Source organism: Amycolatopsis sp. NPDC049691 (assembly GCF_040675005.1).
GTDB lineage: Bacteria > Actinomycetota > Actinomycetes > Mycobacteriales > Pseudonocardiaceae > Amycolatopsis.
On record NZ_JBFANX010000002.1, the window covers coordinates 24757 to 50226 of the forward strand.

25 protein-coding genes and 1 other RNA gene are annotated in these 25470 nt (G+C 72.4%); 7 read left to right on the plus strand and 19 right to left on the minus strand.

Annotation, left to right across the window (positions count from 1 at the left end; all coding sequences use genetic code 11):
• Positions 1–26 precede the first annotated feature (26 nt).
• A complete protein-coding gene (locus AB0J40_RS04275) occupies positions 27–1340 on the minus strand; it encodes a hypothetical protein (RefSeq protein ID WP_364447400.1) in 1314 nt (437 codons plus the stop codon).
• An 8-nt stretch (positions 1341–1348) separates the two neighbouring features.
• Positions 1349–2371, minus strand: coding sequence for a glycosyltransferase (locus AB0J40_RS04280; protein ID WP_364447403.1), 1023 nt, complete (start codon positions 2369–2371; stop codon positions 1349–1351).
• A gap of 84 nt (positions 2372–2455) precedes the next feature.
• Between AB0J40_RS04280 and AB0J40_RS04285 the strand changes: the two genes are divergently transcribed.
• A complete protein-coding gene (locus AB0J40_RS04285) occupies positions 2456–3553 on the plus strand; it encodes a UDP-N-acetylglucosamine 2-epimerase (protein ID WP_354910145.1) in 1098 nt (365 codons plus the stop codon).
• A 56-nt stretch (positions 3554–3609) separates the two neighbouring features.
• A complete protein-coding gene (locus tag AB0J40_RS04290; protein WP_364447406.1) occupies positions 3610–4167 on the plus strand; it encodes a glucosaminidase domain-containing protein in 558 nt (185 codons plus the stop codon).
• Here the strand turns inward: AB0J40_RS04290 and AB0J40_RS04295 are convergent.
• From AB0J40_RS04295 to AB0J40_RS04305, 3 genes are read right to left on the minus strand one after another with little or no spacing between them, the layout of a single operon-like run.
• Complete coding sequence (locus AB0J40_RS04295) at positions 4124–4639, minus strand: hypothetical protein (protein WP_364447409.1); 516 nt, start codon at positions 4637–4639, stop codon at positions 4124–4126. The two genes, AB0J40_RS04290 and AB0J40_RS04295, sit on opposite strands and share 44 nt — an antisense overlap.
• Entirely contained in the window at positions 4629–5225 is a 597-nt protein-coding gene (gene recR, locus AB0J40_RS04300) for a recombination mediator RecR (RefSeq protein ID WP_364014686.1), read from the minus strand. Before recR ends, AB0J40_RS04295 begins: the two co-directional genes overlap by 11 nt.
• 5 nt (positions 5226–5230) lie before the next feature.
• Positions 5231–5590, minus strand: coding sequence for a YbaB/EbfC family nucleoid-associated protein (locus tag AB0J40_RS04305; RefSeq protein ID WP_364447411.1), 360 nt, complete (start codon positions 5588–5590; stop codon positions 5231–5233).
• A gap of 78 nt (positions 5591–5668) precedes the next feature.
• Here AB0J40_RS04305 and AB0J40_RS04310 point away from each other — a divergent pair, with 78 nt between their 5' ends.
• Positions 5669–6529, plus strand: a complete 861-nt coding sequence (locus AB0J40_RS04310) for an N-acetylmuramoyl-L-alanine amidase (RefSeq protein ID WP_364447414.1) — start codon at positions 5669–5671, stop codon at positions 6527–6529.
• Here the strand turns inward: AB0J40_RS04310 and AB0J40_RS04315 are convergent.
• Positions 6514–6867 (minus strand): helix-turn-helix domain-containing protein, encoded by a 354-nt coding sequence (locus AB0J40_RS04315; RefSeq protein WP_364447417.1) that lies wholly within the window; start codon positions 6865–6867, stop codon positions 6514–6516. The two genes, AB0J40_RS04310 and AB0J40_RS04315, sit on opposite strands and share 16 nt — an antisense overlap.
• Positions 6868–6915: 48 nt before the next feature.
• On the opposite strand from AB0J40_RS04315, the gene AB0J40_RS04320 reads away from it, so the two are divergent.
• Complete coding sequence (locus AB0J40_RS04320) at positions 6916–7344, plus strand: TIGR03618 family F420-dependent PPOX class oxidoreductase (RefSeq protein WP_364447420.1); 429 nt, start codon at positions 6916–6918, stop codon at positions 7342–7344.
• Here the strand turns inward: AB0J40_RS04320 and AB0J40_RS04325 are convergent.
• Entirely contained in the window at positions 7341–9578 is a 2238-nt protein-coding gene (locus tag AB0J40_RS04325; protein ID WP_364447423.1) for a DNA polymerase III subunit gamma and tau, read from the minus strand. The two genes, AB0J40_RS04320 and AB0J40_RS04325, sit on opposite strands and share 4 nt — an antisense overlap.
• A gap of 43 nt (positions 9579–9621) precedes the next feature.
• Entirely contained in the window at positions 9622–11172 is a 1551-nt protein-coding gene (locus AB0J40_RS04330; RefSeq protein WP_364447426.1) for an ALF repeat-containing protein, read from the minus strand.
• 55 nt (positions 11173–11227) lie between these two features.
• Here AB0J40_RS04330 and AB0J40_RS04335 point away from each other — a divergent pair, with 55 nt between their 5' ends.
• Complete coding sequence (locus tag AB0J40_RS04335) at positions 11228–12103, plus strand: fused MFS/spermidine synthase (RefSeq protein WP_364447429.1); 876 nt, start codon at positions 11228–11230, stop codon at positions 12101–12103.
• 139 nt (positions 12104–12242) lie between these two features.
• Here AB0J40_RS04335 and ffs read toward each other — a convergent pair.
• The 9 genes from ffs to AB0J40_RS04380 form a co-directional block, all read right to left on the minus strand.
• An RNA gene (gene ffs, locus AB0J40_RS04340) (signal recognition particle sRNA small type) lies at positions 12243–12337 on the minus strand.
• 21 nt (positions 12338–12358) lie between these two features.
• Complete coding sequence (locus AB0J40_RS04345; RefSeq protein ID WP_364447431.1) at positions 12359–12958, minus strand: ATP/GTP-binding protein; 600 nt, start codon at positions 12956–12958, stop codon at positions 12359–12361.
• Positions 12936–13283: a DUF742 domain-containing protein gene (locus tag AB0J40_RS04350; protein WP_364447434.1), complete on the minus strand. Its 348-nt coding sequence runs from the start codon at positions 13281–13283 to the stop codon at positions 12936–12938. The genes AB0J40_RS04345 and AB0J40_RS04350 overlap by 23 nt, the downstream gene beginning before the upstream one ends.
• Positions 13283–13717, minus strand: a complete 435-nt coding sequence (locus tag AB0J40_RS04355; RefSeq protein WP_361087652.1) for a roadblock/LC7 domain-containing protein — start codon at positions 13715–13717, stop codon at positions 13283–13285. Before AB0J40_RS04355 ends, AB0J40_RS04350 begins: the two co-directional genes overlap by 1 nt.
• Positions 13714–16452: a nitrate- and nitrite sensing domain-containing protein gene (locus AB0J40_RS04360; RefSeq protein ID WP_364447438.1), complete on the minus strand. Its 2739-nt coding sequence runs from the start codon at positions 16450–16452 to the stop codon at positions 13714–13716. Before AB0J40_RS04360 ends, AB0J40_RS04355 begins: the two co-directional genes overlap by 4 nt.
• A gap of 23 nt (positions 16453–16475) precedes the next feature.
• Complete coding sequence (locus tag AB0J40_RS04365; protein WP_364447441.1) at positions 16476–17264, minus strand: ABC transporter ATP-binding protein; 789 nt, start codon at positions 17262–17264, stop codon at positions 16476–16478.
• On the minus strand, positions 17261–18133 hold the full coding sequence (locus AB0J40_RS04370; protein WP_364447444.1) for an ABC transporter permease: 873 nt from the start codon (positions 18131–18133) through the stop codon (positions 17261–17263). The genes AB0J40_RS04365 and AB0J40_RS04370 overlap by 4 nt, the downstream gene beginning before the upstream one ends.
• Complete coding sequence (locus tag AB0J40_RS04375) at positions 18130–19143, minus strand: ABC transporter substrate-binding protein (protein WP_364447446.1); 1014 nt, start codon at positions 19141–19143, stop codon at positions 18130–18132. Before AB0J40_RS04375 ends, AB0J40_RS04370 begins: the two co-directional genes overlap by 4 nt.
• A gap of 632 nt (positions 19144–19775) precedes the next feature.
• Positions 19776–21650 (minus strand): glycosyltransferase family 39 protein, encoded by a 1875-nt coding sequence (locus AB0J40_RS04380; RefSeq protein ID WP_364447449.1) that lies wholly within the window; start codon positions 21648–21650, stop codon positions 19776–19778.
• 90 nt (positions 21651–21740) lie between these two features.
• Between AB0J40_RS04380 and AB0J40_RS04385 the strand changes: the two genes are divergently transcribed.
• Complete coding sequence (locus AB0J40_RS04385; protein WP_364447451.1) at positions 21741–22331, plus strand: class I SAM-dependent methyltransferase; 591 nt, start codon at positions 21741–21743, stop codon at positions 22329–22331.
• Here the strand turns inward: AB0J40_RS04385 and AB0J40_RS04390 are convergent.
• Positions 22309–23805, minus strand: coding sequence for a HAMP domain-containing sensor histidine kinase (locus AB0J40_RS04390; RefSeq protein ID WP_364447454.1), 1497 nt, complete (start codon positions 23803–23805; stop codon positions 22309–22311). The genes AB0J40_RS04385 and AB0J40_RS04390 overlap by 23 nt on opposite strands.
• On the minus strand, positions 23783–24532 hold the full coding sequence (locus tag AB0J40_RS04395) for a response regulator transcription factor (RefSeq protein WP_361087672.1): 750 nt from the start codon (positions 24530–24532) through the stop codon (positions 23783–23785). The genes AB0J40_RS04390 and AB0J40_RS04395 overlap by 23 nt, the downstream gene beginning before the upstream one ends.
• Positions 24533–24707: 175 nt before the next feature.
• On the opposite strand from AB0J40_RS04395, the gene AB0J40_RS04400 reads away from it, so the two are divergent.
• On the plus strand, positions 24708–25343 hold the full coding sequence (locus tag AB0J40_RS04400) for a hypothetical protein (RefSeq protein WP_364447458.1): 636 nt from the start codon (positions 24708–24710) through the stop codon (positions 25341–25343).
• The last annotated feature ends 127 nt before the right edge of the window (positions 25344–25470 follow it).

Genomic DNA, 25470 nt, shown 5'->3' on the forward strand with positions numbered 1-25470 from the left:
CGATCCTGTCCCGGGTCCGGCCGGGGTCACCCTACTGGGACGTCCGGGGCGGGCCGCACGTTGCCCGGCCGCCGCAAGACGAACATCAACACGACCACCAGGCCCAGCGTGGGCCCCCCGGCCAGCCCGGCGACCGCCTTGAGGATCGGGTCGCCCGGCACGAGCAGCAGCGTCGCGGCGGTGGCGACCGCGACCACGGCCCAGGTGACGAGCACCTTGTTCGCCTCCTTGCGGGCCACCAGCACGGCGGTCATCAGCTGCAGCGCCGTGAGCAGCACCGCACCCCACACCATCCACGCCACCCACCAGCCCTGGGCGACGAAGCCCGAGCCGTAGAGCAGGGAGACCAGCCACGGCCCGATCAGCCAGCCGACCAGTGCGCCGACCACGCCGACCACGACCGTGCCGAGCGCGCCCGCCGCGAGCAGCTTCCGCAGCCGGTGCCTGCCGTCCTCGGTGCCCGAAAGCCGGACCACCGTCGGCACGGCGAGCGCCTGCAGCGGGGAGAGCAGCAGCAGCGGCACCCGGGACACGGTGAGCGTCGCGAAGAGGACGCCGACGTCGCGTTCGGAGCCGCCGGGCGCGAGCAGGCTCACCATCGCCGGGTAGCCGGTGATGACGCTCGCGGTGAGCGCGGCGCCGGTCAGCAGGACCAGGATCCGGGCGGTCACCGGGCCCCAGCCCTCGCCGTCGGCGTGCGGGTCGACCAGCCCGGAGATCGGCTTGACGAACAGCAGCCAGGCGAACGAGCCCGCAGCGGCCGCGATCGCGTAGGACGTCACGCCGGTGAGGCCGGCGGCGGCGATGCCGAACAGCACCAGGACGCGGACCGCGGCCTCGGCCACGACCAGCCAGGAGTACGGCTTGATCCGCTGCTGCCCGACGAGCAGGCCGCGGGCGGCGAACTGGCAGGCGAACGAGATCGCGCCGCACAGCACGATGACGCCGAGCGCGGTGTTGCCGTTGTAGAGCCGGTCCGACAGCACCGGCACGGCCATCGTCAGCGCGGCGACGACGGCCACGGTCACGGCGCCGACGGTCAGGGCGCGCAGCGCGGGCTTGCCGGCCTTGCCGCCGTCGAGCGCGGCCACCGCGGACTGGCGGGACAGCTCCTGCTCCAGCGGCGACAGCGCGCTGCCGAGGCCCATCAGGATGCCCCAGAACGAGAGGTAGACCTTGCTGTTCTCGGGGCCGAGCCAGCGGGTGGCGAGCAGCGTCAGCACGTACCCGAGCGCGATCGCGACGAGCAGCGAGACACCGATCTTCCCGGCCGAGCGCCCGGTCTCCTTCGCCAGGCTGCGCCCTTCCGCCTCGTCTGCCTCGTGGGGCTCGCGAGTCATCGGTGAGCTCATCGTCCCCGCCGCCGGCGGGCCCGCAGCGCCATGACGAGACCGCGGACGGCACCGGCGCCGAAGCCGGCCCCGAACACCGGAGCCAGCTTCGCGACGGCCTTGGCCTCCGCGTTCGTCGCGCCGAAGCGCGTCACGGCGGCCCCGGCCGCGGCCGAGCCGGCGGCCGCGAGCAGCACGGCCGTCTTCGGGCGTTTGACCGCGACGCCGAGGCCGAGCAGGCCGACGCCGAACGCGGCGAACAGGCCGGTGCGGGCCGGGCCCGGCGAGCCGAGGTAGGAGTCCACGAAGGTCGTTCCGCGGAAGTAGGCCTGCGCGGCGAACTTCTTGAAGCTGTCGCGCCCGTGGTAGGTCGCGGAGAACTCCGGCGCGAGGAAGATGCGGTGGCGCTCGGCGATCCAGCGCAGGACACCGGTGTCGTCGCTGGCGAAGCGGACGTCGTCGAAGAGCGAGACGAAAGCGTCCGAAGCCGCTTCGAGAACGCCGCGCGGCGCGGAAAAGAATCCGGTGCCCTTCGGGAAGAGGTCGAACTCCTCGATGCCGAAGGACATCAGGCGCGGGTCGGCGCAGTAGCGGCGCCAGGGAATCTTCACCAGCCCGGCCATGAAACCGGCGTACGGGTTGTTTTCGGAAGCGACGTTGACGTGGCCGTTCCACACCGTGCGCTCGGGGTGGTCGGCGAGCTGGTCGCGCAGGAAGGTCAGCGCGCCCTCGTCCACCACGACCCGGCTGTCGAGCAGCAGGATCTGGTCCCCGGCGGCCTTGGCGATGCCCGCCCGCCGGGCCTCGAACCGGCCCGCGTTGGCCTGGCCGACGACGGTGATGCCGTGGCGTTCACGCAGCTCGTCGAGCCGCGACGGCGTGGCGTCGGTGCTGCCGTCGTCGACGACCACGACCTCGATCGGCCAGTTCGCCGTCTCGGCCGAGGCGAGCAGCGCGCCGACACTGCGTTCGATCCAGTCCTGCTCGTTGTAGACCGGGATCACGACGCTGAGCGAGGGGAGGAGCGGGTTCGCACTCACCGTGCCGAGGCTACCCGGCGGCCCCCGCGGGAGGTCGGCCAGTATCCTTACGCCACCGCACCCGACCAGAAATGGGCTCCTCCGGTGATTTCCTTCATTCTCGGCACCACCGCGGAACTGATCAAGATCGCGCCCGTGTACCACGGGATCCGCGAACGCGGGATGCGGCCGAAGATCTGGTTCACCGCGCAGCACGTCGACGAGGTCGCGGACGTCCTCGCGGACCTGAACATGCCGGAGCCGGACGTCTGGCTGGTGCCGGAGGACAAGGCGCACAACCTCGAGTCGCCGGCGCAGGTGCCGGGCTGGGCCGCGCAGGTGCTGCGCACCGCGTGGAGCCGCCGCCACGAGCTGCGCGCCGCGCTGACCGAGGACGGCCGTCCCCCGCTGGTGCTGGTGCACGGCGACACGTTCACCACGCCGTACGGCTCGCTGATCGGCAAGCGGATCCTCAAGTCCCGCGTCGGCCACGTCGAGGCGGGCGCGCGGTCGGGCAGCATCCTGTCGCCGCTGCCCGAGGAGCTCAACCGCAAGATCGCGGCGAAGATCGTCGACATCCACTTCGCGCCGAGCATCCGCGAGGTGAACAACCTGCGCAACGCCCGCGGCGTCGTCGTGGACACCGAGGCCAACACGGCGATCGACGCGATGCGCCTGGCGATCAACGGGCCGCTGGACGTGCCGAACCTGCCGGAGAAGTTCGGTCTGGCCACGCTGCACCGCTTCGAGCTGGTCTCGCGCCCGGACAAGTACCGCGAGGCGCTGGAGATCCTGCGCGAGCAGAGCCGCAAGATGCCGATCCTGTACATGGCGGGCGCGCCGGAGCGCGAGAAGATCCGCGCGCTGGGCATCGGGAACATCTTCGACGACCAGTTCATCGTCCAGCCGAAGATGCGCTACCTGAAGTTCCTCCCGCTGGTGGCGCGCGCCGAGTACGTCGTCACCGATTCGGGTGGTCTTTCGGCGGAGTGCTACTACCTCGGGCTCCCCTGCGCGGTGCACCGCGAGCGCACGGAGACGCCGCAGCACCTCGGCGAGACGGTCGTGCTGACGGAAATGCGCGGCGACAAGCTGCAGAACTTCCTCGACACGTACCAGAACCGGCGCGGTGAGTCCTGGATGGACAAGTACCACCCGTCCGAGATCGTCGTCGACACGCTGGCGCAGCTCGGCTACTGCTGAGGTCTCTTTGGGGTGACCCCGTGTTTTTCCGGGGGTGAGCCGGGCAAAGTGTCGCCATGATCCACATCGGACTGGCGGCGCTGCTGGCGGTGGTCCCGCCGCCCATCGACCAGGCGTCGGTGCGTGACCAGGCGCTTTCCTCGGGCTTCCAGGAGGCGTACGTCGGCTTGGCGGCCCCGATCGCCCGGGAGATCCACGCGGCGTACGACATCCCGGCGTCGGTGACGGTGGCGCAGTCGATCCTGGAGTCGAACTGGGGCCGCAGCAAGCTGTCGGTGAACGAGCTGAACCACTTCGGCTTCAAGTGCGTGACGCCGACGAGCCCGGGACCGATCGCGCTGCGGTGCGCCGCGTACCCGACGACGGAGTGCGTTCCGGCGCCTTGTCACCCGGTGGATGCGTTTTTCCGTTCGTACGCCTCGGTTTCCGACTCGTTCCGCGACTACGGCCGGCTGTTGACGACGTCGCCGAACTACGCGGCGGCGTTGCCGGTGCGGAACGACCCGGACGCGTTCGTCCGGGCGGTGGCGCGGAAGTACGCCACCGACCCGGAGTACGCGAACAAGGTGATCAGGTTGATGGACCGGTACGACCTGCGGCGGTTCGACCGGTGAGCTTGCCGATCTCCTGGTCGTAGCAGCGGCCGGTCAGCTTGCCGAGCTTCTCGAAGAACGCGACGCCGCCCAACGCGAGGGCGGCGAGCAGGTCCTCCTCGCCGGCGACATTGGTCAGGCTCGTGTCTTCGCTGTAGGCCAGGGTGAGCCGCGCCAGACCGCCGGGAATAGCCTCGAGCCGGAGCTCACCGGGCTGGTCGGGCAGGTCCGTCGTGGCCTGGCCCGCCTCGCGGTACCGGGCCACGAGGCCGGCGATGCCGGACCACATCATCACCACCTCGGTGTCGAGCGTGGTCCGGCCGATGACCGCGGGTGCTCCGAACGGCAGCTCGATCGAGCCTTCCACGAGGCCGAGCAGCCTGGCGCCGGGCAGCTCGGCGCAGTCGAGGATGTCGACGTACCGCCCCTTCCGCCCCCGCCCGACGAGCACGAGCGTGCGGATCCGCGGAACCGGCCGGCCGTCAAAGGACACGGCGGCCCGAAAGCGCCCGGCCCAGGGTCAGCTCGTCCGCGAACTCCAGGTCACCGCCCATCGGCAACCCCGACGCCAGCCGCGTCACGCTCAGGCCCGGGAAGTCCCGCAGCATGCGGACCAGGTACGTCGCCGTCGCCTCGCCCTCCGTGTTGGGGTCCGTGGCGATGATGATCTCCTTGATGTCCGCCTCGCCGATGCGCTTGAGCAGCTCGCGCATCCGCAGCTGCTCCGGCCCGATGCCCGACAGCGGGTCGAGCGCGCCGCCCAGGACGTGGTAGCGGCCCTTGAACTCGCGCGTCCGCTCGACCGCCAGGACGTCCTTCGGCTCCTCGACCACGCAGATGACCGTGAGGTCGCGGCGCTCGTCGCGGCAGATGCGGCACTTCTGCTGCTCGGAGACGTTGCCGCACACCTCGCAGAACTGCACGCCCTCCTTGACCTTGCCGAGCACGTCCTGCAGCCGCGCGATGTCGGCCGGGTCGGTGGCCAGCAGGTGGAACGCGATCCGCTGGGCGCTCTTCGGCCCGACCCCGGGCAGCCGCCCGAGCTCGTCGATCAGGTCCTGGACGACACCTTCGTACAAGTTCGTCAGCCGCCGAAGCCGAGGCTGCCGAGGTCCGGCATGCCGCCACCGCCGCCGAGCCCGTTGGCCAGCGGGCCGAGCTTCTGCTCGGTGAGCTTCTGCGCGTTCGCCGACGCGTCGCGCACCGCCGCGACGACCAGGTCGGCCAGCGTCTCGACGTCGTCCGGGTCGACGACCTTCGGGTCGATCTTGAGGTTCTTCAGCTGGCTGTCACCGGAGACGGTCGCGGTGACCAGCCCGCCGCCGGCGCTGCCGGTGACCTCGGTGTTGGCGAGCTCTTCCTGCGCCTCGACGAGCTTCTGCTGCATCTGCTGCGCCTGCTGCATGAGCTGGGAAATGTCGAAGCCGCCGCCGGGTTGCGCCATGATTCGCTCGGTCCTCTCTGCACGCCTGTGTCAGCCACCAGGGTAGTCGCGCCACGCGGGGTGGGGGGCTGTGGCACCGTGGTCGCCGTGCGACGCGTGATGGTCCCCCTCCTGCTGGCCGGTGCCCTGCTGCTCACCGGCTGCTCCGGCGACGTCCCGGCGGCGCCGGCCTCCGTGACGACCAGGACGGTCACGCCGACGACCGTGACCTCCGCGCCACCGCCGCCACCGGTGTCTTCGTCTTCGGCCGCGCCGCCTCCGTCGTCGGTTCCCGCGCCGCCGGTCGCGTCCGGCAAGGTCGTCGTGCTGGATCCCGGGCACAACGGCGGGAACGGCGCGCACCCGGCCGAGATCAACCGGCAGGTGCCCGCGGGACGCGGGCAGACCAAGCCGTGCAACACCACGGGCACCGCGACCAACGCGGGCTACCCCGAGCACGCGTTCACCTGGGACGTCGCGCAGCGCGTCGGAAAAGCGTTGGCGGCCAAGGGAATCCGCGTTGTCTACACGCGACAGAACGACACCGGCGTCGGCCCCTGCGTCGACCGCCGGGCGGCGATCGGCAACGAGGCGAACGCCGACGCGGTCGTCTCCATCCACGCGGACGGCTCGACCGCGGCGGGCGCGAACGGCTTCCACGTGGCGTATTCGTCGCCGCCGCTGAACGCGGCGCAGGGCGAGCCGTCGACGAGGCTGGCGCAGGTGGTCCGGGACACGCTGCGCACGAGCGGCTTCAGCACGTCGAACTACATCGGCGGCAACGGCCTCTCGGCGCGGGCGGACCTGGCCGGGTTGAACCTGTCGACGCGCCCGGCGGTGCTGGTGGAGTGCGGCAACATGCGCAACGCGGCGGAGGCCGCCCGGATGACGAGCGACGAGGGGCGTCAGCAGTACGCATCGGCGATCGCGGCGGCGATCGAGGCCTACCTGGCTTCCTGAGCCGCGACGACGGCGTCGCCGTTGACCGTCGCCCACTTCGTGAGGACGCCGATGGGCTCGACGAGGGTCTCCCCGAGCTCGGTCAAGCGGTACTCGACGCGGGGCGGCGCCTCGGCGTACGCGCGGCGGTCGACGAGGCCGTAGCCCTGGAGCTTGCGCAGGGTCTGGGTGAGGACCTTGCGGGAGATGCCGCCGATGAGGTCGACGAGCTCGCCGTGCCGCCGCGGCCCGCGGCTGAGCGCGAACACGACGACGACCGCCCACTTGTCGGCGATGATCTCGATCGCCAGCCGGGCCGGGCAGTCGGCGAGGAAGACGTCACCGGAGAAGTCAGCCACGGAACCAAGGTACCCAGTGGTACCTATCGGATTCCTAGTCTCGGAGGCATGGAACTTCCCGAAAGCAGCCACCGCCTGTTCGAGCGGCCGTTCAACGCCGTGCTGACGACGATCAACCCGGACGGCTCCCCGCAGACCTCGCTGGTCTGGGCCAGCCGCGACGGCGACGAGATCGTGATGGGCATGGAGGGGCGGCGGCCCAAGGTGCGCAACATCCGGCGGGACCCGCGGGTGACGGTGCTGATCGAAGACCACGACGAACGCGACGAGCGTGGGCTGCCGCAGTACCTGCTGGTCCGCGGGACGGCTCGCGTCGTCGGCCCGGACATCGCCGACGAGTTCACGGCGTTGATGGACCGGCAGGCCCAGCGGTACCTCGGGGTGCCGAAGTACCTGCTGGGCAACCAGGGCTCGCCGACCGCGGTGATCGTGCGGATCACCGCGGACCGCGTGACGGGCATCGGCCCCTGGGCCTAGTCCAGGGGGCGAGCGCCGAGGTGGTCGGCGATGAGCTTGCGGGCGACCTCGTCCGGGTCCTGGTCCGGCGGCGGTGGGGGCGGCGGCGGGGCGGGGCTGGCGTCCTCGTTGTAGAGGTCGTCGTCGTCCTCGTCGGCGGGTTCCGGGGGCAGCGGGATGTCCGGCTCGCTGGTGGTCACCTTCGGCCGCGACGGCGCGGCGGGCGCCGGGGCGGGCCGCGCGGGGGCCGGTGCGGGAGCGGCCGAGGACTGCCGGGTGAAGGACCGTTCGGGCGCGGGCGCGGCCTGCTGGGCCCGCGCGGCGGGTGCGGCCGGGGCGGTGCCGTGGACGCAGCGGACCTGCCAGTCGCCCCCGAGGACGTCCGACAGCGCGCCGGCGATCTTGCGGGCGTTGTCCTGGTCGGACAGGCGGCGGGCCAGCGGCTCGGACTTGTGGGTGAGGGTGAGGGAGTTGCCCTCGACGCTCGCGACGGTGGCCTGGGTGAGCATGGCTTCGAGGCTCCGGCCGCCGGTGAACTTGCGCAGGGCGGTCATGAGCTGCGGCCAGACGTTCCGGATGCCGGCGGCATCGAGCGCGCCGGAAGCCGCGGGTTCGGCCGCGGCCGGGGCGGGCGGGGACGCCGGAGCCGCCGCAGGGGGCTGGGCCGGAGTACCGCCGCCCGGCGTGCGCGGGGTTCCCCAGCCACCGTCGGCGGACTGAGCCGCAGGAGCTGCCGCCGCGGGCTGCGCCGGAGTACCGCCACCCGGCGTACGCGGGGTACCCCAGCCACCGTCGACGGACTGAGCCGCAGGAGCTGCCGCAGCGGGCTGCGCCGGAGTACCGCCACCCGGCGTACGCGGGGTACCCCAGCCACCATCGGCGGACTGAGCCGCGGGCGCCTGCCCCGCCGCAGGGGCCGAGGCACCAGCGCCTACCGCGCTGGTCGGCGCGGTCGCGGGACGCACCGGCTCGGGAGCCGCCACCGGCGCTGGACCGGCCGAAGCCGCGCGCTGGGAAGGGCGGGAAAACTCCCTCTCCGGGGCCGCCCGGACCGGGGGCTCCACGCCACCCTCCGCGGGCGCTCCGCCGCCGCCGGCCACCGTGGCCCGGCGCTCCAGCCTCTCGATGCGGGCCAGCAGGGCCTTCTCCGCCTCCGTCACCGACGGCAGCAGCATCCGCGCGCACAACAGCTCGAGCACCAGCCGCGGCGAAGTCGCGCCGCGCATCTCCAGTAGTCCATTGTGGACGATGTCGGCGTACCGGGACAGCGTCGCCAGGCCGATGCGTTCCGCCTGCGCCACCATCCGGGTCAGCTCTTCCTCCGGCGCCGACACCAGCCCGCCCGCGGAGTCCGGCACCGCGCGCAGCAGCACCAGGTCGCGCAGGCGGTCGAGCAGGTCCGTCGCGAACCGGCGGGGGTCGTGGCCCGCCTCCGCGAGCTTTTCCACCGTCGAGAACACCGTCGCGGCGTCCTCGGTCGACAGGGCGTCGACCATGTCGTCGATCAGCGCGACGTCCGTGACGCCCAGCAGCGCCACCGCGCGCGAGTACGAAACGCCGTCCGGGCCCGCGCCCGCGAGCAGCTGGTCGAGCACCGACTGCGTGTCCCGCGCCGACCCGCCGCCCGCGCGGATGACCAGCGGGTACACCGCCTGCTCGACCTGCACGCCCTCGGCCGCGACGTTGCGCTCCAGCAGCTCGCGCATCGAGCTCGGCGGGATCAGCCGGAACGGGTAGTGGTGCGTGCGCGAGCGGATGGTGGTCAGCACCTTGTCCGGCTCGGTCGTCGCGAAGATGAAGATGACGTGCTCGGGCGGCTCTTCCACGATCTTCAGCAGGGCGTTGAAGCCCTGCGTGGTGACCATGTGCGCCTCGTCGATGATGAACACCCGGTACCGCGACTCGGCCGGCGCGTAGAACGCCTTGTCCCGCAGCTCGCGGGCGTCGTCGACACCACCGTGGCTCGCCGCGTCCAGCTCCGTGACGTCGACGCTGCCCGGCCCCTCGGGCGCGAGCGCGCGACACGAGTTGCACTCACCGCACGGGTCCGGCGTCGGGCCCTTGGCGCAGTTCAGCGAGCGCGCCATGATGCGCGCGCTGGACGTCTTGCCGCAGCCCCGCGGCCCCGAGAAGAGGTAGGCGTGGTTGATCCGCCCGGCGGACAGCGCCGTGCGGAGGGGTTCGGTCACATGCTCCTGCCCGACGACCTCGGCGAAGGTTGCCGGACGGTACTTGCGGTACAAGGCGAGAGCCACCTCGCGAGGGTACCGGGCACCACCGACAACCTTCGCCGTGCGGTCAGGGCAGCTGTGCGAGCAGCGCGTTCACCTTGGCGACGTGCGCCGCGGTGAAGGCGTCACGCGCCCGCGCCTTGCCCAGTTCGCCGTCCAGGTACGGCTGCAGGTACGAGTCCGGGCCGTCCAGGACGCCCTGCGCGACCGCGGTGACCTCCGGGCCCTCCGACAGCGTCTGCGCCACCCGGATCCGCAGGTCGTGCGTCCGCGCGACGTACTGACCGGTGGCCAGGAACGCCCGGACGTCGGCGACGGTGCCGTCCAGCGCCTGCTGCGCCGCGGACTTCGTCGCGGGCCCGCCGGCGGCCATGATCTGGTTGACCTCGACGCGGTCGTCGGTGTCACGGCCCGGGTAGTCCCGCGTGCGCAGCAGCGCGGCGACGCCGGCGTACGGCCCGGCGAGCGCGTCACGAGCCGCCTGCCGCAGCCCCGGGCGAGCCGTGGCGTCGGCCGCGATCGCGGCGACGGCGGCGCGGTCGTCGGTCTCCTGCGCGGCGGCCAGCCCGCCGCGCACGAACGCCACGACGTCGTCATCGGTGCCGCTCAACGCCGCCCGCGCGGCGTTCTTGACGGCGACACCGCCGGTGCGCAGCAGGTAGACCGACGCGCGACGGCCGTTCGGCACGGTCAGCGCCGGGTCGGCCGCGTCGGTGAGCAGCTTGTCGTTGTCGGCCTTGGCCTGCGCCGCGCGGGCGGCGGCGTCGCGAGCCTGCTGCTGCGCGGCGGCTTCGGCGCCCGCGGCGACCTGGGCGTCGTGCTGCGCCGCGGACTGCTGGGCGGCGAGCCGGTTCGTGTTCGCCGTCCGCGCGTCCGACGCGATCTTGCGCGCCCGTTCTCCGGCGAGCCGCACGATGAGCGGGTGGTGGGCGGCCGCACCCGCCTTGGCGCCGTCGAGCTGGCCCTGGACCGCGGCGAGCTCGGCGTCGCCGTCCGCGGCGACCTGCCGCCAGACGGCGAGGAAGTACCGGACGTCGGCCGGGGTGCCGTCGAGCGCGGTCTGCGCGGCGGCCTGGACCTCCGGCCCGCCGGCGGCGAGCGCCTGGTCCGTGCTGATCCGGTCGTCGGTGTCGCGCGCCTGCTGCAGGCCGCTCTCGAGGAACTTCCGGACGTCGGCGGGCGTGCCGTCGAGCGCCTGCTGGGCCCGCTCGTTGACGACCGGGCCGCCGGTGCTCATGGCCTGGCCGACGGCGATGCGGTCGTCGGCGATCCGGGCCTGGGCCAGTCCGGTGGCCAGGAACGCGCGGACGTCCTCGATGGTGCCGCTCAGCGCCTGCTGGGCGGCGCGCTTGGCGACCGGGCCGCCGGTCGACAGGACCTGGGTGACCAGCACCCGGTCGTCGTCGTCCTTCGCCTGCTGCCGGCCGGTGGCCAGGAAGGCCTGCAGGTCGGCCGGGCTGCCGAGCAACGCCGCTTCGGCGGCTCTGGCGACGCCGGGGCCGCCGGTCTCCAGGTACCCCACGGCCTGGGCCCGGTCGGGCAGGACGTCCGCGGCCGCCGGCGTCGCGAAGACACCGGCGGCGAGCGCCGCGGCGACGATTACTGCGTTCGCACGCAAGGAAAACCCCCTCGATCGATGATCGTTCCGCTCCCTTATCGCCGAGGCGGTCGGAATGTTTCCGATACGCTGCGGCTTCGTGAGCCGTTCGCGAAAACCCGGTCCGGTGCCCGGGCGCTACCCGGTCCGGTTCGGGACGGCGGAGCTGCTCCGCGACGCCGACCGCGGCAACGCGTGGCTGCTGTCGGTGGACGGCGTCGCCCAGTCCTACGTCGACCTCGACGACCCGGCCAACCTGGAGTTCGACTACGTCCGCCGGTTCGGCGACGTCGTGGACCAGCTGCCGCCCGGTCCCGTGGACGCGCTGCACATCGGCGGGGCGGCGTGCACGCTGCCGCGGTACGTGGCGGCTTCGCGCCCGGGGTCGCGGCAGCTGGTGTTCGACGCGGACGGCGAGCTGGTGGAGCTGGTCCGCGCCCAGCTCGGGCTGCGGGTGCCGGGCCTGCGCGTCCGGATCACGGACGGCCGGGCCGGGCTGGCGACGCGCCGCGAGGACTCGGCGGACCTGGCGGTGGTGGACGCGTTCGAGCGAGCAACGCTGGCGGGCGGCCTGGCCACCCTGGAGGCAACGCGCGCGATCGCGACGGTCCTGCGCCCACCGGGCATCTACCTGGCGAACATCACGGACGGCGCGGGACTGCCGTTCGCACGCCGCTTCCTGGCAACGCTGCGCGAGGTGTTCCCAGAGGTATTGCTCCTCGCGGACCCGGCGGTCCTGAAGGGCCGCCGTTTCGGCAACCTGGTGTTCGCGGCCTCGGCATCCCCGCTGCCAACGGCGGAGATAGCCCGCCGAACGGCCTCGGCGGCATTCCCGACAAGGTGCGTGGAGGGCCCAGAGCTGCGAAAACTGGCAGGAAGGGCGGCCCCAATCACGGACGAGGACCGGCCCCCATCACCCCAGCCACCAGACGACGTACTGGGCCTCTTCTGAAGAGGCCAGGAGGAAGCCGCGGCAGACCCGAGAACCGGCGGCAGAGGCACCGTGGGGGTCCGGGGGCTCGGCCCCCGGGTGAAAGGACGAAATGAAGGCCCGGCCGAAGGGGCGAAGCCCCGAAGAGCCGGAGCCGAAAAGAAGGGGACCCCGCGCACCCGTCAGAGCCTGCTTATCCTTGCTGCCTTCCGGCCCTGGGGAGGTTCACAGGGTGGACGCCGCGCGGGGTCCGTGGATCAGTGTACCCACACGCGTTCAGGCTCCCGCGCCCGCCTGGGCACGGGCCTTCTTGAACGTGTTGTGCAGGACCGCCAGCAGGGCGTCCCGCACCGACAGCTTCTGGCGCGCGTCGAACGTGATCAGCGGGACGTCCTCGCTGACCGCCAGCGCCCAGCGGACGTCCTCCAGGTTGTGCCCCAGCGATCCGTCGAACATGTTCACCGCCACCACGAACGGCAGGCCCGCGTTCTCGAAGTAGTCGACCGCCGGGTAGCAGTCGTCCATGCGGCGGGTGTCCACGATGACCAGCGCGCCCAGTGCGCCGTGGACCAGGTCCTGCCACATGAAGCCGAAGCGGTCCTGGCCGGGCGTGCCGAACAGGTACAGCTTGACCTCTTCGTCGATCGTGATGCAGCCGAAGTCGAGCGCCACCGTCGTCGTGGTCTTCGCCGGGACGTGGCCGGTGCTGTCCACCTGCGCCGCCACCGACGTGATCGCCGCCTCCGTCGTGAGCGGCTTGATCTCCGAGATCGACGACACCGCGGTCGTCTTGCCGACGCCGAAGCCGCCCGCGATGACGATCTTGACCGGGGCCGGTGGGCGGGCACCCGGTTCAGTGAATGGCTTCGAGTCCACGAATGACCCTTTCGATCATGCCGAGGTCTTGCGACGTGTGGTTCGCCGGCCGCCGGACGACGACGTAGCCCAGCTCGGCGAGGTCGGCCACCAGCACGCGGGCGACGCCGATGTGGAGGCCGAGCATGGCCGCCACCTCGGCGACCGACATGGTGGTGCGGCAGAGGGAAACGATTTCCTGCCGCTCGAAGGTGAGCTTCGGGTGCGACGCCGCGCCCAGGCGGGACGTCATGACCTGCGCCTCGATCTCCAGGCTCTGGTCGACCGGCTGGGCGCGTCCCGAGGTCATCAGGTACGGCCGCAGCAGCGAAGGTTCTTCGGTCATCACGAACCCACGGTGTTCTTCAGCTCCTCGATGAGCCCCGGCGTGAGGACTTCGGTGGCGCGGTTGGCGAACATCGCCATCTCGTAGGCGATCGTGCCGAGGCTCGCCTGCTTGTTGGCCAGCACGCCGAGCGAGCAGCCGATGCTGATGGTGCAGACCAGCAGGTACCCGTGCTCCAGCTCGATGATCACCTTGTCCGGGGAGCCGAGCGGGTGGCTTTCGGAGACGCCGTGGGCGAGGCCGAGCATCGCGGAGGAGATCGCGGCGAGGCGGTCGGCGTTGGACCGCTCGAGCTCCGACGACATCGCGATCAGCAAGCCGTCGGCCGAAACCGCGATGGCGGCGATCGCGCCCGCCGTGTGCTGCGCGAAGCGGCTCACCAGCCAGTTGAAGTTCTGGGCTTCGACACTGACGCCAGCTGCGGGGATGCTCATTTCCTGCTCTCTTCTGCTCGTTCCGTCACACGACCGGCGACCACGCCTCGCGGCGGGCTGTCTGCCGTCACCACGTCCGCCTTGGCGAGGCCGGCGGCGAACGCGTCGAACGCCGCTCGCTCGGCCGCCGGGTCCCGCCTGGTGCGGTTCACGACGGCTCGGGCGATCGGCCTGCCCGCGGGCTGCTGGCGCAGGCCGGGGGCGAGCTGGGCACCCGGGACGCGGCGGACCAAGCCGTCCCGGGACTGCGGGCCGGCCGGGACGCCGGCCGGCGGGGTGGCGGGGCCGCGCGCCGGGTGGGACGCGGGCATCGCCGAGTCCCCGGGCACGCGCACCGGCAGCGACGCGCCGTCTCCCGGCGCGGGCACCGGCGCCGTCACGATGGTCGGCGGCGCGGACGGCGGGTCGGACTCCATCGCGCTGACCTCGGCGGCCTTGGCGAAGGCGCTCTGGAAGCCGTCCATGGCGGCCCGGGTGGCGTCCGGGTCGTGGCGCGGCTGGTCGCTCGCCACCGGCGCGGTCGCGCCGGGGCTGGGCAGCTGGGCGCCGCGGACCCGGCGGCGCAGGCCGCCGCGGGTCTCGGCGTCCGCTTCGGCCGCGGGCGGCTCGGCTGGCTCGGTGTCCGGCCACACCGGTTCGAGCTGGTTGAACCAGCGGAAGCCGTTGGCGTGCGGTGCGCCGAGCAGCGCCGGGATCGCCGGTGCCGGCAGCGGTTCGACCGGCCGCGGAGTGTCCGAAGTGGACACCGCGACGGCCTCGGCGGGCCGCGCCTCGACGGGCGCGGGCGGCGGGGCCGGGGCCGGCGCCGCCGGCCGCACTCCGGAGCGGTGGCTGAACAGCGACGGCGGGATCGTCAGCCGCGCGGTCACGCCGCCGGTGGTCGGCGTCGCGAGCAGTTCGACGCCCAGGTCGTGGCGCCGCGCCAGGCGGCCGACGACGAACAGGCCGAGCACGCTGGTCGGGGCCAGCTCGAGGCGTTCGCGCTCGACGAGCCGCTGGTTCTCCTCCGCCATCTTCTCTGCCGTCATGCCGATGCCGTGGTCGACGATGTTCACCAGGCAGGAGCCGTCGGCGAGGAGCATCGTGTCGACCTCGACCACCGACCCCGGCGGCGAGAACGACGTCGCGTTCTCCAGCAGCTCGGCGAACACGAGCACCAGGTCGGCGCCGAGCGCCGACGACAGCAGGATCTCCGCGACGACGCCGAGCTTGACGCGCTGGTAGTCCTCGATCTCGGCGAGCGCGGAGCGCAGGGCCGTGGCCAGCTCGATCGGGCCGGCGATCCGGGCTTCGTCGCGGGTGCCGGACACCACGAGCAGGTTGTCGGCGTTGCGACGCAGGCGGGTGGAGAGGTGGTCGAGCCGGTAGAGGCTGGCCAGCAGCCGGGTGTCCTGCTCGTTGCGCTCGACCTCGTCGATCAGCGCGAGCTGGCGGCCGACGAGGTTCTGCGTGCGCTTGGCGACGTTCGCGAACATCAGGCTGGTGTTGCGCCGGGTGAGCGCCTGCCGTTCGACCAGCTCGGCCGCGGTGGTCTGGACCCGGTTGAACGCGGCGGCCAGCTTGCCGAGCTCGTCGCTCGAGACGACGTCGATGGTGGCCAGCCGGGGGATCTGCTGCTCGGCCTCCTCGGTGTCGGTCACGCGGACGAGCTCGGTGCCCGCGAGGTCGGCGACCGACGTGGCCGCGGTGGTCAGCCGCCGCAGCGGCCGGGCGATCGAGCGGGAGACCGCGACGGCGAGGAAGGCGACCAGCAGGAACAGCAGCCCGGCCCCGATGCCGACCGTCCAGGCCAGCCGGGTGCCGGCGTCGGCGCGCCCGGTCGCCGCGTCGGCGATTTCGCCGGTGACCTTCTCCTGCACCAGTTTCCGCTGGCCCGCCTGGCTTTCCGACGCGGTGAGGACGTCGGTGACGTACCGCGTGGTGGCCGCCGCGTCCCGCGGGTTGTCGATCTGGGCGGCGAGGTCGTCGATCCGGCGGCCGGCTTCACTCTGCTCGACGTTGACGACCAGCGCGGACTGGTCGCGGTCCTCCTCGTCGTCGGCCTGCTGGACGAACCGCTCGGTGAAGATCGGCGCCTGCTGGGTCGCGTCGTCCAGGATGGACCGGCCTGCCTCGGGCGACACCGCCGTCACGATCAACGCCATGCCGCGCAACGAGTTCTCCTCGTTCGCGCGCAGGAGCGCCTCCAGCGCGGTCAGCTCCCTGGTGCCCTCGGCGTCGCTGGTGAGCTGCGGGACCAGCCGCAGCGAGTCGATCACCGCCCCGATCACCGCGTGGTAGGTGCGGGCGACGCTGTCGAGCGCGACGCCGCGCAGCTGCGCGTTGTGCCGCAGCTCGTTCAGCGAGCCGATCCGGGTGAGTGCCGCGGAAAGCTCGTCCGGTGCGTCGGAGCCCAGCGATCCCCGGACGCTCTCGACCGCCGCGTCCACCGTCTTCTGCTGCTGGAGCATCTGGTCGGGCGGCATCGACGGCGTCGCGACGAAGGCGCCGGTGAGCAGCCGTTCGCGCTGCAGCTGCCAGACCAGGCCGCCGAGCTGCTGGGTGTGCCGCGCCACCGTGGCCGACTGGGTGGCGGCCAGCGCGCTGTTCGCCTGGGTCAGCACGAACGGCACCGACACCAGCACCACCGCGGCCAGCGGGGGCAGGAGCAGCAGGTTCAGCTTGCCGCGAATGCCGAGCCGGGCGAGGATCCCCCCGCCGCCGGCCCGTTCCGCGGTCGCCCCGCCGTGCCTCATCCCGCCACCTTCCTCTTCCGTTCTCACCCGTCCGCGGCCACCCGGCTCACGTGCCCGCGGTGCTGCTCCCGGACGAGGTCCTCGATCCGGGCGCGCAGCGCGAGGAACCGCGGTTCGCGCTTCACCGCCAGGTCCCGCTCGGCGGGCAGCGTCACCTCGACGTCGGCGGCGATCCGGCCGGGGTCGGAGGCGAGCACCACCACCCGGCCGCCCAGGAACACCGCTTCCTCGACGTCGTGGGTCACCATCAGCACCGTGGTGCCGGTGTCGGCCCACACCTGGCGGATGAGCACCTGCATGTCCTCTTTGGTCTGGACGTCCAAGGCGCCGAAGGGTTCGTCCAGCAGCAGCACATCCGGCTCGCACGCCAGCGCCCGCGCGATCGCGACGCGCTGCTTCTGGCCGCCCGAAAGCTGTTTCGGCAGCGACTTGCGCACGGCGTCGAGCCCGGTCTCGGCGAGGTACCAGTCCACGCGCTTGGCGCGCTCGGCCGCGTCGACCGGCAGCAGCTCCAGTCCGAACGCGACGTTCTTCTCGACGCTGCGCCACGGGTAGAGCGCACCGGCCTGGAAGACGAGCCCGCGGTCCGGGCCGGGGCCGGTCACCGGGACGCCGTCGAGCACGATCTCGCCCTCGGTCGGCTTGGCGAGCCCGGCCACCAGCGACAGCAGCGTCGACTTGCCCGAGCCGCTCGCGCCGACAACGCAGACGAACTCGCCGCGCAGCACTTCGAGGTCGACGCCGTCGAGCGCGCGCGTCACCTTGCCGCGCACGGTGTAGTCCTTGGCGACGTTCCGCAGTTCCAGCGTCATGCCGCCCACTTCCCGACCCGCGTGCGCAGCAGCCGCAGCAGGACGTCGATGACCAGTCCGGCGATCCCGATGACCACGAGCACGGCGAAGATCTTGTCCGTCTGCAGGAACCGCTGCGCGCGGACGATCCGGTAGCCGAGGCCGGCCGAGGAGTTGATCAGCTCGGCGACGACCACGAAGTTCCACGCCGCGGCGGCGTTGACCCGGATCGCGTCGATCATGCCCGGCAGCGAGTGCGGCACGACGACCTTGCGCAGCACCTCGCCCCGGCGCGCGCCGAGGGTGTAGGAGACGTCGATGAGCGCGCCCGGCACGCCGCGGACGACGTCGGCGGTCATCAGCGTGTTGAAGAAGACCGTCCCGATGAAGAGGATGGCGATCTTCGACGGCTCGCCGAGGCCGAGCCAGATGATCAGCAGCGGGATGAACGCGCTCGCCGGCAGGTAGCGCAGCAGGCCGATCAGCGGCTCGAAGAACGCCTGCCCGGCGGTGAACGTGCCCATCAGGATGCCGAGCGGCACCGAGACTCCCGCGGCGAGGCCGAACCCTTCGAGCACCCGCTGGGTCGTCGCCCAGAGGTCGCCGAAGAGCTCACCGGTGCTCGCCATGTCGACGCCGGCCTTGACCACCGCGGCCGGCGACGGCAGGAACGTCGAGTCGACGGCCCCGCTGGCGCTCAGCACGACCCAGGCGAGGAACGGGATCGCGAAGGACAGCGCCGCCAGCGTCCAGCGCGCGCCCGCGGAAATGGGCGCCCGCAGGGAAAACAGCGCGGACGCGGTCTTGGGCGCGGCCCGGCGCGGGAGCGGCGCCCACGCCGGGCGGTCCGACTCCCGGCGTTCGGCGAGCTGCTGGGCCGGACCCGTCACTGCGGCGCGGCCTTCACGAACTGGTCGTCGAACAGCCCGTCCAGCGACGGCCGCTGCTGCGCGAGCCCGGTGCTGACGATGAAGTCGACGATCTTGTTCGCCTGGAAGTCGAGGTGCTGCGCGGTGACGCCCGGGGTGAACGCGTCGATGTTCTGCTGGCGCGTGAAGATCGTGGTGCCTGCGTCGTAGGTCTTGTAGTCGGCGTCGGAGACCCCGCCGCGCTTGGCCATGATCCCGACGGCCGCGTCCTTGTTGTTCTTGATCCAGGTCAGCGTCTCGAACCAGGTGTTGACCAGCGCCTGGACGTCCTTCGGGCGCTCCTTGACCAGCTTCTGCGACGTGACGAGGTGGTCCGGGATGGCGCCGGGGAACTCCGCCGACGTCGAGATCGCGCGGCTGCCCTTGCGCTCGAGGGCCTTCGAGGTGAAGGGCGCGAACGCGCCCACCGCGTCGACCTGGCCGGCGACGAACGCGGCCGCGGCGGCGTCGGTCGGCAGGTTGACCAGCTCGATGTCCTTTTCGGTCAGTTTCGCCTCCTGCAGCGCGAGCAGCAGCAGGTAGTGGTCGACCGTGCCCTGCTCGACCGCGACCTTCTTGCCCTTCAGGTCGGCGACGGCGTTGATGCCCTCCCGGGCGATGATCTTGTCGTTGCCGGTGGAGTTGTCGTTGACCAGCACGATCGACAGCTTGGCGCCGCCGGAGGCCGAGGAGAGCGTGTCGTTGAGGGTCTGGCTGTTGGCGTCGATGGCCCCGCTGGACAGCGCGTTGATGCTGTCGGTGTAGTTGTCGAAGTACTTCAGGTCGACGTTCACGCCGTTCTTCGCGAACAGGCCCTGTTCCTGCGCCACCTGCCAGGGGAACCAGCCCGGCCACGCGCTGAACCCGAGGGTGATCTTGCCGCCGGTGCCGGAGGCGTCGCTGTCGCTGCACCCGGAAAGGGCGGTGACGCCGGCGAGGGTCAGCAAGGTCAGGAGCACCGTCAGCAGACGGGGGCGGGAACGGGAAATCACAACGAACTCCAGGTTGCGGGGGAAGTGGAGTGGTGCCGTACCAATGGGGGAATTGCGGTGCTCGGAACTACGGCCGGTGACAACGAGGAGGGGGGTCGGGCCGAGCGGCGCCACCGCGCACGGTCATCGCTGCTCTCTTCCAGCCGCACCTGATCGGGTCATGGCGAGAGAACAGGACCGGGAGCACCCCGACGAACCCAGCACTCACCGCGCTGGGCAGCCACCCCTTGTCCCTCTCCCGGCGGAGAGCCTAGCGACTAGCACAAGATCCCCACAACGTCTCCGCAGTGCATCCGAACGAGTGACCATCTACCGTGTCAACCAGCAACATCGACAGTATCGAAGATCAAGTACGACGGTGTTTCTGTCGGCCGTCCAGCCAAGATCACCGGCGGCGCGGAAGGGTGTCCCGTGCAGCTGCACGGCCGATCGCCCCTAGTCGTTACGGCGACCCCGAAGGGCGTCTTGATCATCACCGGCAACGGCCTCGACGACCCGAACAATCGTTCGGAATAGGCCATTCACCGGTACCGCGCTCGAACGGGTGTTCGCACTCCCGGATACCGCGCCGCCTCCGGAATCGCCGAATGATTCCGCGACTGTTAACACGCCGGAAACAATTCCAATTTCGGTCAAGCGACCGATTTTGTCAGGTCGTAAATCGTCGTGCCGCCGACGGTGACCGGCGCGAAGTTCTGCTCGACCCAGGACTGGATCTCACCCGACGTCCCGCGGCCGCCGCCGAAGCCGCCGCGCCCGCCCGCGACGTAGTAGTGGATGTCGCCGTCGGCGACGTACTGCTGGAACTGCGCGAGCGTCGGCGCCGGGTCGCTGCCGCTGAAGCCGCCGATCGCGAGCACCGGGCGGCCGCTCGCGAGCGCCAGCCCGGCCGACTGCATCGCGCCGCTCTGCGCCGCGGCCCACTTCGTCGTCGTGCCCTTCAGCAGGTCGATGACCGCGGAGTCGGTCTGCCCCTCGCCGAAGCCGCCGGGGCCGCGGCCGAACCCGCGTCCACTCGCGACGGACGGGCCGGACGACGGCGTCCCGCCGGAGTGCGCGGTCGCCGCTGTCGCCACGGTGTAGGACGTCGTCCCGAGCAGCGCACCGCACAGGCCCACCGCGGCCACGGCGGGCCCCAGCCGCCGGACGCGGTCGGCGCCGAAGAGCAGCGCCAGGACGGCGGCCGCGCCGAGCACGAGCAGCGCGTAGCGGATCCACGGCTGCCACTCCGGCGTCCGCGCGAGCAGCACGAACCCCCACACCGCGGTGACCGCGAGCAGGACGGCCAGCACCGCGCGGGCGGCGAAGTTCGCCCGCCCGCGCCAGAGCTCGCGCGCGGAGATGCCCAACGTGCCGGCGATCCCCGGGGCCAGCGCGACCGTGTAGTACGGGTGGATGATGCCGCTCATGTAGCTGAAGACGAGCGCGGTGACGACCAGCCAGCCACCCCACAGCAGCAGCGCGGCGCGGGTGGAGTCGGTGCGGGGCGCGCGGCGCGTGAACCACAGGCCGGCGACCAGGCCGATGACCGCGGCGGGCAGCAGCCACGACGCTTCCCCGCCGAACTCGCCGCTGAACAGCCGCGTCAGGCCGGTTTCGCCGCCGAAACCACCGAAGCCGCGCCCGCCGGCTCCCGCCGGCGGCGTGAAGGAGCCACCGCCGCCACCGCGGCCCTCGCCGAAGATCCGGCCGAGGCCGTTGTAGCCGAAAGCCAGTTCCAGCACGGTGTTGTCGGTCGAACCGCTGATGTACGGCCGATCGGCGACCGGCCACAGCGCGACGGCCGCGATCCACCAGCCCGCCGAGACGACCACGGCCCCGGCCGCGGCGAAGAGCTGCCCGACGCGGCGCCCGAGCGACGTCGGCGCCGCGACGGCGTACGCCAGCACGAACGCGGGCAGGACGAGGAACGCCTGCAGCATCTTGTCGAGGAAGCCGAAGCCGATCGCGACCCCGGCGAGCACCAGCCACTTCGTGCTCCCGCGCTCGAGGGCGCGCACGACGCAGTAGGCGCCGGCGACGAGCAGCAGCACGAGGAAGGCGTCGGGGTTGTCGTAGCGGAACATGAGCGCGGCGACCGGCGTCAACGCCAGGGCGGCCCCGGCGAGCAGGCCGGCCCCGGGCCCGGAAAGCCGGCGCACGGCGAGGTAGAGCAGCCCGACCGACGCGACGCCGGCGAGCGCGTTCGGCACGAGCAGGCTCCAGCTGGAGAAGCCGAAGATCCGCCCCGACAACCCCATGATCCACAGGGAGAACGGCGGTTTGTCCACGGTGACGACGTTGCCCGGGTCGAGCGAACCGAAGAACAGCGCCTTCCAGCTCCACGTGCCGGCCTGCGCGGCCATGGCGTAGAAGTCGTTGGCCCAGCCCGTCTTCGCCAGGTCCCACAGGTAGAGCAGGCCGGTCCCGAGCAGCAGGGCGGCCACGGAGGGCTTGACCCACCGGGGTTTCCGGACGGCTTCGGGAGCGGGCTGGGCGTGTTCGAGCGCCGACAGCGTGGTCGTCATGGGGTTCACCGTGTCGGCGGCGCATGTGGTGAACTTGTGCCGAAGCTGTGCGCCGGCTGTGCATCGGCCCCCGATCGGGTGGTGAGGGTCATGACGGAGTACCCGGACGAACCCGAACTGGCGCGCCGCGCGGTGCGAGCCGCCGGGCGTGCGGGTTTCGGCCGGTCCTGCCACCCCGCCCAGGGCAGGCTCCTGAGGGTGCTCGCCGGCGGCGTCGCGGGTGGGACGATCGGCGAGACGGGAACCGGCTTCGGGGCCGGCCTAGCGTGGCTCGCCGCCGGCGCACTGCCCGGGACGACACTGGTCAGCGTCGAACGGGACCCCGAGCGGCACGCGGCCGCGGCCGCGCTGTTCGCCGGGGTCCCGAACGTGACGCTCCTGCGCGGCGACTGGACCGACCTGGCCGCGGCGGCCCCGTTCGACCTGCTGGTGCTGGACGGCGGCGGTCAGGGCAAGGGCGCGGAACCGCCGCTGGCTCCGCGCGACTGGCTGCGCCCGCACGGCACCCTGGTCATCGACGACTTCACGCCGATGTCGTCGTGGCCGCCGACGTTCGAGGGCGAGCCCGACGAAGCACGGCTGCACTGGCTCCGGCACCCGGACCTGCTGGCGACCGAACTGCGGCTGGCGCCCGGCGTCGCGACCGTCGTGGCTCGGCTCACGACGCTGCCGGGAACGTGATCTCGAACTCCGTCCGCCCCGGCCGGCTCTGCACCCCGACGCGGCCGCCGTGCGCCCCGACCACCGCCGCCACGATCGCCAGCCCCAGCCCCGTGCTCCCCGCCGCCCGGGAGCGCGAGTTGTCGCCGCGGGCGAAGCGCTCGAAGACGTCCGGGAGGACGTCCGGCGGGATACCCGGGCCGTCGTCGGCCACCCGCAGCCGCACCACTCCGTCCGATGTGGACAGTGTGGTCGTCACGGTCGTGCCCGCCGGGGTGTGCGTGCGCGCGTTGGCCAGCACGTTGATCACCACCTGGTGCAGCTGGCCCGCGTCGCCGAGGACGCCGATCGGCTCGCCGGGAACGTCCATCAGCCACTTGTGGTCCGGGCCCGCGACGTGCGCGTCCGCGACCGCGTCGGCCACCAGCCGGCACAGGTCCACCCACTCGTGCACCACCGGGCGCCCGGAGTCCAGGCGCGCGAGCAGCAGCAGGTCCTCCACCAGCGTCGTCATCCGGCGCGACTCGGACTCGACGCGGCCCATCGCAAATGCGACGTCCGGCGGCACCTGCTCACCGCCGCGCCGGGTCAGCTCGGCGTAGCCGCGGATCGCCGCCAGCGGCGTCCGCAGCTCGTGGCTCGCGTCCGCGACGAACTGGCGGACGCGGTTCTCGCTCGCGTGCCGCACGGACAGCGCGTTCGCGACGTGCTCCAGCATCCGGTTCAGCGCCGAGCCGACCTTGCCGACCTCGGTGTTCGGGTCGGTGTCCGCTTCGGGAACCCGTTCGGACAACGCGACTTCGCCGCGGTCCAGCGGCAGTTCGGAGACGCGCGTCGCGGTCGCGGCCAGCCGGTCGAGCGGCTTCATCGTGCGCCGGATCGTCGCCGCGCCGACCGCGCCGGCGACCAGGATCCCGGCGAGCGCGACGCCGCCGAGGATGAAGCCCAGCCGCCACAACGTCTCGTTGACGTCCTTCAGCGGCAGGCCGATGACCGTCTTCTGGCCGCTGGGCGCCGTCGACGAGACGACGCGATACTGCCCGAGGGTGCCGCCGAGGTCGACGCTGTGCGGCTTCCCGTCCGACGGCAGCGCCAGCAGGGTCAGCACCTGCTCCGCCGGGACGGCCTTCACCGGCGGCCGCCGCTTCGACGGCGTCCCCGCGCTGAAGTCGAGCACCCCCGCCTGCGCCCGGTTGCCGGTCTGGACGACCGCGAGCGTGCCGTCGCCCTGGCCGAGCACGCGCAACGGGTCCGGCGGCGGCGCCTCGCCGTACGGCCACTCCGGCCGCTCCCCGCCGTGCGCGGCGCGGTCGCTGGCCGCCTTGAGCCGGTCGTCCTGCTGGCGCACCAGGAACTCGCTCAGCGCGAACTCCGTGACCACGCCGACGACCAGGCAGACCAGCGCCAGCAGCGCGGCGAGCTGGACGATCAGCCGCCGCCGCAGCGACCACGGCCGTCGCAAGCGGTTCGGTTCAGCCTGCTGGCTTGAGGACATACCCGGCGCCCCGCATGGTGTGGATCATCGGCTCGCGGTCGGCGTCGATCTTCTTGCGCAGGTAGGAGATGTAGAGCTCGACGATGTTGGCCTGGCCGCCGAAGTCGTAGCTCCACACGCGGTCCAGGATCTGGGCCTTCGACAGCACGCGCTTGGGGTTGCGCATGAGGTAGCGCAGCAGCTCGAACTCGGTCGCGGTGAGCGGCACGAGGTCGCCGCCGCGGTGCACCTCGCGGCTGTCTTCGTCGAGGGTCAGGTCGCCGACGACGAGCGTCGACCCGCTGGCGCCGGTCACCCCGCCCGCCCGGCGCAGCAGCGCGCGCAGGCGCAGGGCGACCTCTTCGAGGCTGAACGGCTTGGTGACGTAGTCGTCGCCGCCCGCGGTGAGCCCGGCGATGCGGTCCTCGACCGCGTCCTTCGCCGTCAGGAAGAGGACCGGCAGGTGCGGCGCCTCGGACCGCATCCGCCGCAGCACCTCGAGGCCGCTGAAGTCGGGGAGCATGACGTCGAGGACGACGGCGTCGGGCCGGAAGTCGCGCGCGATCCGGACGGCCTCCGTGCCGTCACCCGCGCTGCGCACCTCCCAGCCCTCCATGCGCAGGGCCATCGACACGAGCTCGGCCAGCGTCGCCTCGTCGTCGACGACGAGGACCCGCACCGGGCTCCCGTCGGCGCGGCGCAGGTCGGCCTTGCCGGGGCCGGGTGACGCGGCGTTCATAGCGGTCATAGTGCCATCTTCTCGGCGGCTCTTCAGTGCTCACTGTGACACCGCTGTGCGTTTCCTGTGAAGGTCGTTCGCCCGGGTAAGGGAGCCACAGCGCCCGCTGACGCCGCGCACAGCTCAAACACAGCCACGGCGGTGAACCTGGCCGGGACCAGTGTGGGCACGACCGGAGGACACGATGACGACCGAGCCGAACACGCCGCCCGAAGGCGCCGCGAACACCCCGGCCTGGGGCGAGCCCGCCCCGGCCAACTGGGGCGACCCGGCCCCGGCCGCGCCGAAGAAGGGCTGGTCGGGCAAGAAGACGGCGATCGCGGCCGGCATCGCCGTGGTGATCGCGGCCGGCGGCGGCGCGGCGATCTGGGCGGGCACGAGCAGCGCGGACAACTCGGCCCAGCAGGGCCCCGGCGGGTTCGGCGGCCAGTTCCCCCGCGGCGGCCAGGGCCAGGGCTTCCCGGGCGGCGGTTTCGGCGGCGGGATGGCGGCGCTGCGCGAGGCGCTGCACGGCGACTTCGTGGTGTCGAACGGAAGCGGCGGCTACACGACCGAGCGCCTGCAGACGGGCGACGTGACGGAGCTGAGCGCGACGTCGGTGACGCTGACGAGCAAGGACGGCTACAAGCAGACGTACACGCTCGACGGGTCGACCCAGAAGACGGGCGAGGTGAAGCAGGGCGACACGAACGTGACGGTGGTGGCGAAGGTCGAGGGCACCACGGCGACGGCGACCTCACTGGGCCAGGCCTTCGAGCCGGGCCAGGGACAGCGGGGCCAGCGGCGCGGCGGGGAGTATTCGGCCCGCCCGACGAACTGACCCGCGCTTCTCGGCACAACGCGCACAACCTCGCACAACCCGCGCGCGTAGGGGCGCCCCCGGTTTCAACGTTACCGGGTGGCACCGACAGTTTCCGGGGCCCGAAGTGGCGTTCGGTGCGGTCCCC

Bases quoted from the DNA above. Each gene is read 5' to 3' on its own strand.
- AB0J40_RS04275 (WP_364447400.1), bottom strand. From the start codon at position 1,340: ATGACTCGCGAGCCCCACGAGGCAGACGAGGCGGAAGGGCGCAGCCTG.
- AB0J40_RS04290 (WP_364447406.1), top strand. From the start codon at position 3,610: ATGATCCACATCGGACTGGCGGCGCTGCTGGCGGTGGTCCCGCCGCCC.
- AB0J40_RS04305 (WP_364447411.1), bottom strand. From the start codon at position 5,590: ATGGCGCAACCCGGCGGCGGCTTCGACATTTCCCAGCTCATGCAGCAG.
- AB0J40_RS04320 (WP_364447420.1), top strand. From the start codon at position 6,916: ATGGAACTTCCCGAAAGCAGCCACCGCCTGTTCGAGCGGCCGTTCAAC.
- AB0J40_RS04335 (WP_364447429.1), top strand. From the start codon at position 11,228: ATGTTTCCGATACGCTGCGGCTTCGTGAGCCGTTCGCGAAAACCCGGT.
- AB0J40_RS04350 (WP_364447434.1), bottom strand. From the start codon at position 13,283: ATGACCGAAGAACCTTCGCTGCTGCGGCCGTACCTGATGACCTCGGGA.
- AB0J40_RS04355 (WP_361087652.1), bottom strand. From the start codon at position 13,717: ATGAGCATCCCCGCAGCTGGCGTCAGTGTCGAAGCCCAGAACTTCAAC.
- AB0J40_RS04360 (WP_364447438.1), bottom strand. From the start codon at position 16,452: ATGAGGCACGGCGGGGCGACCGCGGAACGGGCCGGCGGCGGGGGGATC.
- AB0J40_RS04365 (WP_364447441.1), bottom strand. From the start codon at position 17,264: ATGACGCTGGAACTGCGGAACGTCGCCAAGGACTACACCGTGCGCGGC.
- AB0J40_RS04380 (WP_364447449.1), bottom strand. From the start codon at position 21,650: ATGACGACCACGCTGTCGGCGCTCGAACACGCCCAGCCCGCTCCCGAA.
- AB0J40_RS04385 (WP_364447451.1), top strand. From the start codon at position 21,741: ATGACGGAGTACCCGGACGAACCCGAACTGGCGCGCCGCGCGGTGCGA.
- AB0J40_RS04390 (WP_364447454.1), bottom strand. From the start codon at position 23,805: ATGTCCTCAAGCCAGCAGGCTGAACCGAACCGCTTGCGACGGCCGTGG.
- AB0J40_RS04395 (WP_361087672.1), bottom strand. From the start codon at position 24,532: ATGACCGCTATGAACGCCGCGTCACCCGGCCCCGGCAAGGCCGACCTG.
- AB0J40_RS04400 (WP_364447458.1), top strand. From the start codon at position 24,708: ATGACGACCGAGCCGAACACGCCGCCCGAAGGCGCCGCGAACACCCCG.